The sequence below is a fragment of the Streptomyces sp. NBC_01775 genome (assembly GCF_035917675.1).
Lineage (GTDB): Bacteria > Actinomycetota > Actinomycetes > Streptomycetales > Streptomycetaceae > Streptomyces.
In genome coordinates this window covers 4,410,919-4,423,383 of record NZ_CP109104.1, presented here as the reverse complement: position 1 = coordinate 4,423,383, position 12,465 = coordinate 4,410,919, and the positions used below count along the sequence as shown (strand labels likewise).

The window sequence follows — 12,465 nt, the reverse complement described above, 5'->3', positions numbered from 1 at the left end:
CCGTTGCGGCCCGCATTCCGTCACGAGGTGCGGCGTGAGCGACCCGGTCCGCGTGCTGATCTGTGAGGATCAGCAGCTCGTACGGGCCGGATACGTCGCCATCCTTGACGCGCAGCCCGACGTCGAAGTGGTCGGTGAGGCCGGTGACGGCCGCGCAGCCGTCGACACGGCACGGCAACTGCGCCCCGACGTCGTGGTGATGGACGTACACCTTCCCGGTATGGACGGCATCGAGGCGACCAGGCTGCTTGCCGGGCCCGACGCTGCCGACCCGGTCAAGGTGCTGGTGGTCGCCGAGCGCGACCTCGATGAGCATGTGTACGAGGTCCTGCGCGCCGGGGCCGACGGATTCCTGCTCAAGGACGCGCCGTCGGCGGACCTGATCAACGCCGTACACACGATCGCCACGGGCGACTCGCTGCTCGCACCGGCGGTGACCCGCGGGTTGATCGGCCGCTTCGGTGACCGGATACGCCCGGTCCCCGCCGCGCCGCCGGCCGGGTGTGGGCGCGTCGGCCTTACCCGGCGCGAGACCCAGGTGCTGCGGCTGCTCGCGACGGGGCTGTCCAACACGGAGATCGCGGCGCAGATGGTGATCAGCCCTGAAACGGTGAAGACGCACGTCTCCCGCATCCTGGCGAAGCTGGAGCTGCGTGACCGCGTCCAGGCGGTCGTCTTCGCCTACCGGACCGGTGTCGTGGAGGTGTGAGGCGCTGAGGGGGAGAGGCGCTGAGGGGGAGCGCTGGGGAGCGCGCTACCGGAGCATCGTCACCGGAACAGGGCGCGGTCCGTCAGACCCGTGGGCGGCCGTACCTGGCGTCGTTGTCGCGCGACGGCACCGCCGCGGCGAGCGCTGTGCTGGTGTCCCGCAGGTCCTCGGGGAGGGAGGCCGCCGCTCCGGCACCACGGCCGCGGTCCAGCCGCTGGCGCACGCTCAAGCGGATACCCAGCTCCCTGTTCAGCCCGACCGTCTCCATGAGGTCGCACAGGAACAGCATGTGCGCGTCGACTCGGCTCTCCTCGCCGCAGGCGGCACGGGCCTCCGCGATGAGCGCTTCGCGCAACACGCGGTCGGGGTAGTGGCGTTGCCTCGCGCGGAAGAGGCCGGTGTGCCCGCCGGGCTTGGGGTGCAGCACGCCGCGCGCGGCGAGCGCGTCCCGGTGCAGCGAGAACCCTTCTTGGTGCCGCCGGAACCACTGGTAGAGGCGGACGCGGCCGTGTTCGGAAGCGGAGCAGCTCTGCTGCAACTCGGCCAGCAACGCGTCGGCCCAGCCGAGGCCGGTGGGGCGGGCGTCGAGCAGTTCGATCTCGACGCCGTGGAGGCGGTAGACGTCGAAGCCGAGCGCCTTGGATTTCCGGGAACGGACCGCCAGCTTACGGCGCAGCGCGAGTTCGCCGAGTTCGGCCGCCGCGCACCCGATCACCGCCGGGGCACGACCGGAGCCGTGCACCTTGCCGGAAGCCAGGTGTGAGAGCAGGACGAACTCCTCGGGCAGGGACAGGTAGCGCTGAGAGGGAACGGACATGCGTCTCATCCTTACCAACGTCGTTCCGGGTGTGGAATCCGCCTCGCCTGGCCGTGCACCGAGCGGCCTCGCTGACCTCGGTGGCCTCGGCGTCCTTGCCGGCAGTGGCCCGGATGTGGCGCCCGCTGCCCGTGGGCAGCGCGACCGTACGGGCCGCGCGCACCCGGCCGTCGCGGGAATCGTCAACAGTGGGACCGCGATGCCGCCGCGTCAGGCGTGATCACAACCTGACCTCGCTTCAGGTCGAAGCCGACGGTATTGGCGAAGAAGAACCGGATCCCGGTGTTCATGTTCGGGTGGTCATTGAGGCGTGGGGCGGGCTGGGTGCTGCGGTTCGCGCCTGCCTCGAACCTGCACAGCACTTTGCTGTCGGATCCAATGGTGATGGGCGTCCCCTTGGTGATGGATGTGCCAGTCCGGGGAGCGTTTGGCATGAGGGTGCTCGATACGGTTCCACTCGTGCCACCGGTGTCCGGGGAGGTCTTGGCGCAGGACTTCGCGTCTCCAACCGTCCAACAGAGCCGGATGAGCTTCTTGTACCCCGGGGACCCGTTGGGGTAGGTGAAGCCCGCCTTGAGCATAGGGACCGCGACGCTGTCGGATGTCTCCTGGACCTTGCCTACCGACAACTTGCCGGAGGAGAGATCTTCTCGGATGCCTCTGATCGTGAATCCGGTTGAGTACGGCTCGGGAAGATGGACCAGGGGTGACAACAACTTCGGGGTCGTAGAGGCGGCGGTCCCGGCCGCGATGCCGAGAATTCCGACCGTTCCGGTGGAGGCCATGGTCTTGGTCGGGTCGCCGTGAAACGACGCGACCTTCATGGGTTCCGTGGCCAGGTCCGAGGTGGCCGATGTGAAGCGGACGGGAGCTTTGACGATGTCCCCCGCCAGGCTGAAGCCCCCGTAGGTGACCTTGGTCTTTTCCCCGGTGGGGCGCTGGTCCTTGCCGAAGGCGCTGTCCTTGAGTACGAGCCCACTGGAGCCGGTGTCCAGGAGAACCTTCACCGGCTCGCCGTCGCCGACAGCGATCGTCACCACCATCTTCCGACCGGTCCCGGCGCGGGCCAGCTTGATGGGGACGGAGGCGGATGCGCCGGGCTGGGCGGGCTGGTCGGAAGCCTTGGACGCCTGGTCGGAATCCGAGGGTGCGCAGGCTGTGACGAGCACACCAAACACACAGCAAGCCACCATGAGCAGGAATCCGCGCCGATGGGCCGGGCGCGGCTTCCAACGGTTTGCCGCGTCCGCGTCGCGCCGCTGCCGATCCATGTACGACTCCGCTCCGTGAGGGAACTTCGGGGTCCCGGTGAAAGACACGGCGTTCGTGTCCGGCAGGAGCCCGCTTCGGCAGGGGCCCCTCCCGCACCAACCGGCTCCAGTACCAACCGGCTCCTGTACCAACCGGCGGCCTGGTTGCCGCGGGTCGATACGGACGGTACGGGCCGGGACCACCGGAGATCGTCGCCCTCTGGTGGACAATTCCGGGGCAGGCGGTAGCTCGCGTGGGGGATACGCGGCCCTTGGCGGGAAGTCCGCGTTCGGTCCTGATCGGTGACAAGAGCGGAAGTCCGCGGCCGTTCCTGGCCCGTGGCAAGAACGGCCCGTCAGGTGGACGCGACCTCCTGAACACGGTCGCGTCCAGGACAGTCGGCGGCGTACCCGGGCGGCGTACCCGGGCGGCGTGCCGGTCCGTCACCGGGGAGGCTCAGGGTTGCAGGCGGGCCGTGGTCCAGCCTTCCGGGGTGCGGTCGTAGCGCAGCCGTTCGTGCAGGCGGGACGTGCCGTTCGCCCAGAACTCGATGGATTCCGGGACGAGTTCGAGGCCGACGTAGGCGGCGGGGCGTGGTTGGGGGCCCTGTCCGCTGACCGTCTCGGCGCGGGCCCGCAGCCGCGCCACGTCCGCCAGGTCGCCAAGAGGCTCGCTCTGGCGGGAGGAGACGGTCATGGCGTGGGTGAAGACCGGGCGGGCGGCCCACAGTGCGTCGGACTCGGTGTCGGACAGCCGGCGGACGGGGCCGCCCAGGCTGATCTGCTGACCGGTCTCACGCCAGTACAGCAGGCCGGAGGCCCAGGGGTTGACGCGGAGTTCGCGGCCCTTGCGGCTGCCGTCGTGGGTGGCGATGACGAGGCCGGTCCCCGTGACCCGGTTCAGGACGACGGTCCGCAGGGAGGCGCGGCCCCGGGCGTCGGCGGTGGCCAGGGCCAGGGCCCGTGGTTCGCGTACGCCGTGCGCCTCCGCCGACTCCAGCCAGCGGCGCAGGAGTCCCAGTGGCTCGGCGGGCGGCGCGACGTACTCGGGAAAGGTCACGTCGCTCGCCGCCGTCAGGGTTTCCGACCTGTCAGTGTCCATGCCCCGTCCTTCTTCTGTGCCATGCGTGCCATGCGCGCCTTGGGTGTCATATGTGCCATGTGTCATGTGTGTTGTGCCGTGTGGCGTCACGCGCGTCGTGCCGTGCGGCCGTCGGCGGAGGTCATACGTGCAAGCTGCCCTCCGCCACCAGCACCCCGGAACCGCCCACTTCCACCGTGTCGACGGATTCCGCGGCCCCTTCGGTCCGGGCGAGCATCAGCGACCGACGGCCCATTTCGACGCCCTGAGTGATCCGGACCTGTCGGCCGTGCGCGGCGAGGCCGTGCCGGGCGAGGTGGACGGCCAGCGGGCCCGCGGCCGACCCGGTGGCGGCGTCCTCGGTCACGCCGTAAGCGGGGGAGAACATCCGGGTGCGCCAGCAGCTCCCGCTCTCCTGGTCCGGCGGGAGGTCGGTGTCGTCGGCATCGGCATCGGCGTCGGCGTAGGTGTCGGCGTAGGTGTCGGTGTCGGTGTCGGTGTCGGTGTCGTGCGCGTCGAGGTCAGGGGCGAAGCAGTTGGTGGCCAGATCCTCGAAGTCGGCCAGAGCGCGGTGGTCGGGACGGACGGCGGACAGCGCGCCGACGTTCTCCAGGCCGACGAAGACGTGACGGGGACCGTTGTGGTAGATCTCCACCGGCAGCGTGGACTTCTCCACTCCGAGCGCGGCCAGCAGTTCTTCGGCGCGCTCGAAGGGGCGCCAGGTGGGGACCGGCTGACGCATGCGCGCTGCGACCGCCCGGCCCCGCTCCCTGACGAGGTCGAACGGGACGACGCCCATGGCCGTCTCCAGACGCAGGCGGTCACCCGGGACTCGTGCGCCCAGGGCGATGGCAGTGCCCAGTAACGGGTGCCCGGCGAAGGGCAATTCGTTGACGGGGGTGAAGATACGGATTCGGGCGTCGCCGCCTTGTCGGGGCCCGAGGACGAAGGTGGTCTCCGACAGGTTCATCTCGCGGGCGATGCGCTGCATCGTGCGGGGGGACAGGTCGTCGCTGTCGAAGAACACGGCGACGGGGTTGCCGAGCAGCGGCTCGTGAGCGAACGCGTCCACGACTACGTACGCGTGCATCGGGGCCTCCAAGCGGGGGGAGAGAGCGGGGTGAGGGGGAGGGTCGGCGCGGGTCGGCGCTGTCATCGGACCGGGGCCTGGGTCGGGGCCGGGGCCGGGGTCGGGGCCGGAGCTGGGGCCGGAACTGGGGCCGGAGCTGGGGCCTGGGCCGGCGTCCCGGCGTCGGGGCCGGGGGCCGGAGGTCACCGTTCCAGCGCGGTCCGAAGGGCCTGGCCCACGATGCGCGGGCCGCCCTGGGTGAGGGCCGACTCGGCGTGGAACTGCATCGACGCGAAATGCGGCCCGCGCAGCGCGTGGATCTCGTGCGTCTTCGGATCCCGGGCGGCCTCCACCACGCCCACGCCGTCGACATCCGTCTTGTCGTGCTGGGCGCGGGCGGCGAACGTGTTGTAGAAGCCGACGCGTTCGCGGACGCCGAACAGGTCGATCTCCCGCTGTACGCCCTGATGGGGGGCGTCCCGGCGGAACAGCGGGAATCCGAGTCGCCGGCTCAGGGCCTGATGGCTCAGGCAGACGGCGACGAACGGGCGCTGCCGCTGGAGCAAGGTATCGATCGCGGCATGGAGACGGGCCATCCTGGGACCGGAGAGGTCCCGGGGGTCGCCGGGGCCCGGTCCCATCACGACCAGGTCCCAGGCGTCGAACTCGGCATCCTCGTCGTACCGGCGGAGCGTCACGCTCAGGCCGAGAGAGCGCAGCTGGAGGGCGATCATCGCCGTGAAGGTGTCCTCCATGTCGACGACCAGGACACTGCGGCCGTCCAGACCGCCGGCGCCCGGCAGGGACGGTCGGGACGCCGACGCCCGCGTCGTCTCCGCCTCCGCCTCCGTCTCCGCTTCCGTTTCCCTTTCCGCTTCCGCTTCCGCCTCCGCCTCCGCTTCCGTCTCCGCCCCCGCCTCGCTGAGCCAGAAGTCCGCGAGTGGCTCGTTGCGCCGGGCGAGCGCGCCGCGGACGCTCGGGTGTGCGGCGAACGAGCGGGACCGGCCGGACTCCAGCGCCGCGATGAGCCCCGCCGCCTTGGCCCGGGTCTCGGCCGCCTCGGACGCCGGGTCCGAATGGCGTACGAGGGTGGCACCGACGCCGATGCGGACCTCCCCGGTGGCGTCGATGTCGGCGGTCCGGATGAGGATCGCGGAGTCCAGCGTCCGGCCGCCGCGCGCGTCCCGGCCGATGAGGGCCGCGACTCCGCTGTAGTAGCCGCGTCCCTGTCCCTCGTACTGGGAGATGACCCGGGCCGCGCTCTGAAGGGGACTGCCGGTCACGGTCGGCGCGAACAGCGTCTCGCGCAGGATCTCGCGAACGCCCCGCCCGGTGTGCCCCTCGATGAAGTACTCGGTGTGGGCCAGCCGGGCCATCTCCTTCAGGTACGGCCCGGCCAGGCGCCCGCCCCGTTCGCAGACCCGCGCCATCATCTTCAGCTCTTCGTCCACGACCATGTACAGCTCCTCGGCCTCCTTGCGGTCGGCCAGGAAGTCCAGGACACCGGCGAGTTCCGGGCCGGTGGGCGGATAGCGGTACGTGCCGCTGACCGGGTTCATCACCGCTGTGCCGTCCCGCAGGCTGATGTGCCGCTCCGGGCTGGAGCCCACCAGCGTGCGCTCCCCGGTGTGGACGAGGAACGTCCAGTAGGCCCCCGACTCGCTCTCCAGGAGACGGCGGAAGAAGGCGAGGGCGCGCTCGGTGGAGTAGTCGGTGATGTCGGCGACGAAGTCGCGCTTGACGACGAAGTTCGCGCCCTCCCCGCGGCCGATCACGTCGGTGACGACGCGGCGCACGGTGTCCGCGTACTCCGTGTCGCCGGGGACGAAGCGCCGGTTCACGAGCGTGGTCGCCGCGCGCGGCAGCCGGGGCAGCGCCTCGGCGAGCGGGAGCGTCTCCTGGCCCGCGACCGTCAGCGCGACGAGCGGCGTGGCGTCGTCGACGCAGGCGTAGCCGCGTTCGGTGATCTGGCGGTAGGGGATGAGGACGAGCACCTCGTGACGGTCCCCTTCGCCCCCGGGAGCGCCGGCGGACGCGGCGCCGCCCGGCCACCCCGGCGCCCCGGGACTTTCCAGGTCCAGGTCCGGGCCCGGGGACGGGGACGGGTCCGGGGGCGCCGGGAGCGGTATCCGCGCCAGCGTCGGGGGAGTGGAGACCGGCCCGACGAGCACGTCCAGCTGGTCGGGGCCGGTGCGGGGCGGGCGGTGGAGGAGGGCGAACGGCGTGGACGGGTCGCTGAGCACCCGCTCGAACAGCCCCCCGCTCACGGCGAGACCTCCGCGAGAAGCTGTTCGGCGGAGACGACCATGGCGCAGCGCTCCGCCGCGTACGTGAGGGCCATCCGGTGGCGGTCCCACGAGAAGTCGGCGACGGCGTCGGCGACCAGGAACGTCCGGATGTCGTTCGCGTACGCCTCCATCGCGGTCGCCAGCACGCCCACGTGCGCGTATACGCCGCACAGAATGAGCTGGTCACGGCCTGTCTCGCGCAGCCGCCGCAGCAGGGGTGAGCGGAAGAAGGCGCTGTAGCGCCACTTGGTGAGCAGCCAGTCGCCCTCGGCGGGGGCCAGCTCGTCGGCCACCTGACGGTCGTCGGCCGACGCGCGCATCCCCGGCCCCCAGAAGTCCATGAGCAGCCCGCGGTCCCGGACACTCATACGGCCGGGCTGGGTGGTGTAGGCGACGGGCACGCCCGAGGCGGCGCAGCGTTCGCGTAACCGCGCGACGTTGCCGAGGAGTTCCGCGCGCACGGTGCCGGGGAACGGCGCCAGGAAGTACCGCTGCATGTCATGGATGAGCAGTACCGCCCGGTTCGGGTCCACGGCCCACTCGGCCGTGTTGGCCGGCAGCTCGTGGGGGGAGGGAAGCGGGTAGGACTCGATGGGCGGAATGCCTGGCATAGGCGCGGGCGCCTTTCTGTCTTGCGGTGGAACTCACCTCTGTCGTGCGGTGGAACTCACCGCGCCTGCCGGGCTGTTGCGGTCGGCCGGCCCGGAGTCGCTCGCGGTGCCCCCTGCGGGGGCCTGTGGGGGGGGGAGGGCCCTTGCGGGGGTCAGGTGGGGATGCCGTCGCGGCGGACCGTCGGCACCGGGATTCCGAGCGCGCGCAGCTGCTCGAACGGGTTCATGAACTCCCGGTTCTGCCGGATCTTCCCGTCCTCGTCGAAGCGGAACGAGTGGAGGAAGTGGTTCTCGTAGTAACCCTCGGGGTAACCCGGGAAGTTGATCTTCCCGTGCCCGTCGCACTCGACCCAGAAGAAGCCCGGGTCCTGTGTCTCGAAGACCTGGATGTTGTACCACTCCCAGTCCGGGAAGCACTTCAGCGACCAGACCGCGTGCTCGGCCAGGCGCTCGCGGCCCTTGATCTCGATCGGGGCGCCGGTGTCGTTGGTCCACAGACCGCCGCTGCCGTCCTCGGCGAACAGCTCGTGCCGGCGCAGCCGGTTCGGACCCTTGGTGTACTCCAGATACTTCTCGACCGTCGCGCGGTTGGCGCGGCGCCGCTCAGCGGCGTCGGCGAAGCCCTGTGCCACGGTGCGGGGGGTTGAGTCGGCCATGGGAAGCCTCCTTGCGGACCGGGGGGTGCGGGAACCTGGTACGGAGTGGGCCGATCTTTCACGAACGGGCTCGTCGCGGACTCGACGTGCGCACGATGCACAGTCGATGCCGCCCCGCCACCCCCGCTGCGCCGTCTTTCATGCGCTCCTCGACCACCGCGCGATCCGCACGCCGCAGGCTGAGGCCGCACCGCGCGACAGCGGTCGCGACGCTCTCGGCAAGGCGCACGCTCTCGGCGGGACGCACGTTCTCGGCAGATCGCGACGCTCTCGGCAGGACGCGACGCCGCCACGACGTAGCGCGGACAAGTCCGCGCGACGAAAGGGGACCCAGTCGATGACCAGCGCCGCCCGTCCCGACGACCCGGCCACCCAGGCGGTCTCCGAGGACCCGGCCGGTCGGTTGCTGGAGCTGTCCTTCGGCTACCTCTACTCGGCCGCCCTCCAGACCGCGGCGCGCCTGGGCATCGCCGATCACCTGGCGAACGGCCCGCGCACCGCGGAGGAACTCGCTCAGACGGCGCGGGCGCACGGCCCCCACCTGCGGCGGCTGTTGCGCTTCCTCGCGACGAAGGGCGTCTTCCGGCAGGACGCGACCGGCCGCTTCCACCTCACCCCGCTCGCCCAGCCGTTGCGCACGGACGTCGAGGGCTCCCTGCGCGACTACGTCATGACGCGCGGCGAGGACATCTTCTGGCTCTCGGCGGCCCGGCTGCCGGACGCGGTACGCACCGGTGGCACGGCCTTCGAGCAGCTCTACGGTCTCCCCTTCTACGACCACCTGGCGGCCGACCCCGAGCTGGGCGCCGCGTTCCACTCCGGCATGGCGGCGTTCTCGCGGGCGCTGAGCAACGAGGTCGCGGACGCCTACGACTTCTCCGCCGCGCGGAGCGTTGTCGACGTGGGCGGCGGACGCGGCGGGCTGCTGCGGGCGGTCCTGCTGCGCAATCCACACGTGACGGGCACGCTGTTCGACCTGGAGTCCGTGGTCGCCGGGCACGTGCTCGACACCCCCGAGCTGGCCGGGCGCTGGCGGGTGGAGGCGGGCGACTTCTTCACCTCGGTTCCGGCGGGCGCCGATGTCTACCTGCTGAAACACGTGCTGGCCAGCTGGCCGGACGAGGAGTGCGTGCGGATCCTGCGCACCTGCGGCCGTGCGGCTGCGGCCGGTGGCCGGGTGCTGGTCGTCAACGGGCTGATCCCGGAGGGGAACGAGCCGCACCCCGGCAAGACCCACGACATGCTGATGATGACCGTACTCAACGGGAAGGGGCGGACGCGCGGGGAGTACGAGGAGCTCCTCGCGCGGGCGGGGCTGACCGTGTGCCGGGTGCGGACCGTCTCCGCGCACGCGTCGATCATCGAGGCCATGGCCGAGGAGGTTTGACCGGGCACCCACCGTGCCCGGGAGGGGGACGTGCCGACGAGGGGAATCGGACGTCGGCACCGCTGATCGGCGGCCGGAAGCCGGCGGCCGGAAAGGGCGTCATGACCGAAACCATGGACGCGGTGGGGCGTACAGCGCTGCTGACCGCGGCGATGCGGGCACTGGAGAGCCGCCGACCGGACCGGCTCTACACGGACCCGTACGCACAGGACCTGTGCGGCGAGGAGGGACCGAAGCTGCTGGACGAGGTGCGGGGGGCGACCTTCCCGCCGCACCGACGGCGCGCCATGCCCGACTCCCTCGACGTCAACGCCATCCGCACCCGCTTCTTCGACGACCTTCTCCAGCGCGCGTCCCAGGACCACGCGCAGATCGTGTCCGCCGCTTCGGGGGTGGACTCGCGGCCCTACCGGCTCGAATGGCCGCCAAACGTGCGCTACTTCGAGATCGACCGCCCGTCCGTGCTGGACTACAAACGAGACCGGCTCGCCGGGGTGCGCCCCCGGGTGGCGCACCGGATGGTCGCCGCCGATCTGACAGCGCCGGGCTGGGAGCGCCGCCTGGAAGAGGCGGGATACGAGGCGAAAGCGCCCTCGGTGTGGCTCCTTGAAGGCGTGCTCCCGTACCTCCACGAGGACGAGGTGCACCGTCTGCTCCAGCGCATCCGCACGATCACCGCCGCCGGCAGTCTGGTGGCGGGGGATCTGGTCAACTCCGAAGCGCTGACCTTGTCCCACGCACGCGGTCAGCTGGACGTCTTCGCCCGGTGGGGCTGCCCCTGGCGGTTCGGCACGGACGAGCCGGAAGCCCTCTTCGGCCGGCACCGCTTCACCGCCGAGGTCGTCCAGCCGGGCGATCCGAGCGCCAACTACGGCCGCTGGCAGGATCCGGTGCCCCCGCGGAGCGTCCCCGGCGTCCGCCGGATCTTCCTGGTGTGCGCCGAGCGGTGCTGAGGCCGCGGGGCGTTCGCACGCGTAGCGGGTCCGGGCTCTGGCATTGTCGGGGTATGAGCGATTTCCCCTCCGGTGCCGGGCTCCCGTCCGCCGCGCGCGAGGCCGTCCGGGAGGCTGTCCGGGAGCGGCTGGCGGCCGAGCGGGCGGCTGCGTGCGCGCGGATCGAGGCGCTGGAGCGGGACTTCGGCGCGATCGTCGCGGCGAACGCGCTGGTGGCGGTCGACGACGAGCACGACCCGGAGGGGGCCAGCACCGCGTTCGAGCGGGCCCACGTCGCCGCGCTGCTGGCGCAGGCGCACGATCAGGTGGCTGAGCTGGACCGCGCGGGGGAACGCCTGGAGCGGGGCGAGTACGGGCGGTGCGAGGTGTGCGGCGAGCCGATCGCGGCGGAACGCCTGGAGGTACGCCCGGCGGCCGTCACCTGCGTACGCTGCGCGGCTGCCCGCGCCCACCACCCCCGCTGACCGACAGCCGTCGTGCGCCGACCCGCGCCCGTCGTGCGCCGACCCGCGCCGTCGTGCGCCGACCTGCGCCGCGCGAGACCCGAGTGCTGCGACGGAGCGGCTGAGCGGTCCGTCAGCTGTGCGGGCGTCCGTACGTCGGTCGGTGCTGACCGCCGCTGAGCGGGAACGGACATGCGACCCATCCTCACAAACGTCGTCCTGGGTACGGACCCCGCATCGCCGCGCTGTTCCGCCCGGCCTCGGCGCCCCCCGCGGTTGTGGACGGGGGCGCACGGGCTGATGGCTGATCCGGACAGCGGCCGGCGCGGGCGTCAGTGGTCCTCGATGACGCTGACGGCGATGCCGTTCTTGATCTTCACGGTTGCGGAGACGCCCTTCTTGGAGGCGGCTTCGAGTTCGGCTTCGGTGCACTTCTGGGCTGCCTGGCCGTCGGCGTCGCCGCAGATGTCGCCGGCGCCCTGGATGTTGGTGGTCTTGGAGGTGAAGAATGCCTTCTCGACGCCCTTCATGTCGCTGACCGTGTACTTGCCCGGGGCGAGATATTTGACGTTGCCGAACCAGGTGCCGCTGGCGGCGCCCTTGCGGCCGGACTGCGTCTTCACGTCGTCGCCGCTGCCCTGGCCCTTGCCGCCACCGGACTTCGCCTCCGACTCATTCGCGACCTTCGAGGAGGAGGACCCGGAGGCGTCCTTGCTCGCGTTGGAGTCCTCGCTGCCCCCGCAGGCGGTGAGCGAGAGACCCGCGACGAGGGCCAGGGCGGTGAGGGTGAGCTTCTGAGCGCGCATCGTTTCTTCCTTAGCGGTTGGTGCCGTCTGCCCGGCACGAGTGAGCGTTACGAGTGCTTGGATCCGCCCGGCCCAGGGAATGTTCACGCCCGACCGCCCGTCTTACACGCCTGTTACGGGCGACCAGGGTCACGGGCGTTGCCGCTGCCGGGTACGCACCGCCCGAGCCCAACGGCGCCACCCGTCCCCGTACCGCCGTCCGCCCCGGGAAATGGGGGCCCGAGAGCCATGTGGAGCGCTGCGCCGATGCGAGCTGCCGCTCGCCGAACCGCCGGTTCCCGCAGCTCTCATCGGGATCTCCACGGCCACAGCCCACTGGGACAGCTCCGTAACCGACCGGTCATTGAACACCGCAAGTGGCATGACTTCTCCAGCCATGCCATGCGGTGGCCTGC

Annotated in this window: 12 protein-coding genes; 4 read left to right on the top strand and 8 right to left on the bottom strand. The window is 71.4% G+C overall.

Translation table 11 applies throughout. From position 1 onward, the window contains the following. The first annotated feature begins 34 nt into the window (after nt 1-34). On the top strand, nt 35-709 hold the full coding sequence (locus OHB04_RS19700) for a response regulator transcription factor (protein ID WP_326807930.1): 675 nt from the start codon (nt 35-37) through the stop codon (nt 707-709). An 82-nt stretch (nt 710-791) separates the two neighbouring features. On the opposite strand, the gene OHB04_RS19695 is transcribed toward OHB04_RS19700, so the two are convergent. From OHB04_RS19695 to OHB04_RS19665, 7 genes are all read right to left on the bottom strand, one after another. Then, nucleotides 792-1,526, bottom strand: coding sequence for a GOLPH3/VPS74 family protein (locus OHB04_RS19695; protein WP_326689016.1), 735 nt, complete (start codon nt 1,524-1,526; stop codon nt 792-794). 182 nt (nt 1,527-1,708) lie between these two features. Beyond that, the gene (locus tag OHB04_RS19690; protein ID WP_326807929.1) at nt 1,709-2,797 is read right to left on the bottom strand and encodes a hypothetical protein; all 1,089 of its coding nucleotides are present in this window, start codon (nt 2,795-2,797) and stop codon (nt 1,709-1,711) included. A gap of 436 nt (nt 2,798-3,233) precedes the next feature. After that, complete coding sequence (phzG, locus tag OHB04_RS19685; RefSeq protein ID WP_326689014.1) at nt 3,234-3,878, bottom strand: phenazine biosynthesis FMN-dependent oxidase PhzG; 645 nt, start codon at nt 3,876-3,878, stop codon at nt 3,234-3,236. Nucleotides 3,879-3,999: 121 nt separating this feature from the next. Beyond that, nucleotides 4,000-4,947, bottom strand: coding sequence for a PhzF family phenazine biosynthesis protein (locus OHB04_RS19680; RefSeq protein WP_326807928.1), 948 nt, complete (start codon nt 4,945-4,947; stop codon nt 4,000-4,002). 182 nt (nt 4,948-5,129) lie between these two features. After that, a complete protein-coding gene (locus OHB04_RS19675) occupies nt 5,130-7,193 on the bottom strand; it encodes an anthranilate synthase family protein (protein WP_326807927.1) in 2,064 nt (687 codons plus the stop codon). Beyond that, the gene (locus tag OHB04_RS19670; RefSeq protein WP_326807926.1) at nt 7,190-7,825 is read right to left on the bottom strand and encodes an isochorismatase family protein; all 636 of its coding nucleotides are present in this window, start codon (nt 7,823-7,825) and stop codon (nt 7,190-7,192) included. The genes OHB04_RS19675 and OHB04_RS19670 overlap by 4 nt, the downstream gene beginning before the upstream one ends. A gap of 152 nt (nt 7,826-7,977) precedes the next feature. After that, nucleotides 7,978-8,481 carry a PhzA/PhzB family protein gene (locus OHB04_RS19665; RefSeq protein WP_326807925.1) on the bottom strand — a complete coding sequence of 168 codons (504 nt, stop codon included), beginning with the start codon at nt 8,479-8,481 and terminating at the stop codon, nt 7,978-7,980. A gap of 337 nt (nt 8,482-8,818) precedes the next feature. Here OHB04_RS19665 and OHB04_RS19660 point away from each other — a divergent pair, with 337 nt between their 5' ends. From OHB04_RS19660 to OHB04_RS19650, 3 genes are all read left to right on the top strand, one after another. Then, nucleotides 8,819-9,868 (top strand): methyltransferase, encoded by a 1,050-nt coding sequence (locus OHB04_RS19660; RefSeq protein WP_326689009.1) that lies wholly within the window; start codon nt 8,819-8,821, stop codon nt 9,866-9,868. Nucleotides 9,869-9,969: 101 nt separating this feature from the next. Continuing rightward, nucleotides 9,970-10,821 carry a class I SAM-dependent methyltransferase gene (locus OHB04_RS19655; RefSeq protein ID WP_326807924.1) on the top strand — a complete coding sequence of 284 codons (852 nt, stop codon included), beginning with the start codon at nt 9,970-9,972 and terminating at the stop codon, nt 10,819-10,821. A 53-nt stretch (nt 10,822-10,874) separates the two neighbouring features. Beyond that, nucleotides 10,875-11,285 carry a TraR/DksA family transcriptional regulator gene (locus OHB04_RS19650; protein ID WP_326689007.1) on the top strand — a complete coding sequence of 137 codons (411 nt, stop codon included), beginning with the start codon at nt 10,875-10,877 and terminating at the stop codon, nt 11,283-11,285. Between the two features lie 311 nt (nt 11,286-11,596). Here OHB04_RS19650 and OHB04_RS19645 read toward each other — a convergent pair whose 3' ends face one another. Continuing rightward, entirely contained in the window at nt 11,597-12,070 is a 474-nt protein-coding gene (locus OHB04_RS19645) for a hypothetical protein (protein WP_326807923.1), read from the bottom strand. Nucleotides 12,071-12,465: the final 395 nt, after the last annotated feature.

Coding starts and splice junctions, on each gene's coding strand:
- OHB04_RS19695 (WP_326689016.1), bottom strand. CDS start 1,526: ATGTCCGTTCCCTCTCAGCGCTACCTGTCCCTGCCCGAGGAGTTCGTC.
- OHB04_RS19690 (WP_326807929.1), bottom strand. CDS start 2,797: ATGGATCGGCAGCGGCGCGACGCGGACGCGGCAAACCGTTGGAAGCCG.
- phzG (WP_326689014.1), bottom strand. CDS start 3,878: ATGGACACTGACAGGTCGGAAACCCTGACGGCGGCGAGCGACGTGACC.
- OHB04_RS19680 (WP_326807928.1), bottom strand. CDS start 4,947: ATGCACGCGTACGTAGTCGTGGACGCGTTCGCTCACGAGCCGCTGCTC.
- OHB04_RS19670 (WP_326807926.1), bottom strand. CDS start 7,825: ATGCCAGGCATTCCGCCCATCGAGTCCTACCCGCTTCCCTCCCCCCAC.
- OHB04_RS19665 (WP_326807925.1), bottom strand. CDS start 8,481: ATGGCCGACTCAACCCCCCGCACCGTGGCACAGGGCTTCGCCGACGCC.
- OHB04_RS19660 (WP_326689009.1), top strand. CDS start 8,819: ATGACCAGCGCCGCCCGTCCCGACGACCCGGCCACCCAGGCGGTCTCC.
- OHB04_RS19655 (WP_326807924.1), top strand. CDS start 9,970: ATGACCGAAACCATGGACGCGGTGGGGCGTACAGCGCTGCTGACCGCG.
- OHB04_RS19650 (WP_326689007.1), top strand. CDS start 10,875: ATGAGCGATTTCCCCTCCGGTGCCGGGCTCCCGTCCGCCGCGCGCGAG.
- OHB04_RS19645 (WP_326807923.1), bottom strand. CDS start 12,070: ATGCGCGCTCAGAAGCTCACCCTCACCGCCCTGGCCCTCGTCGCGGGT.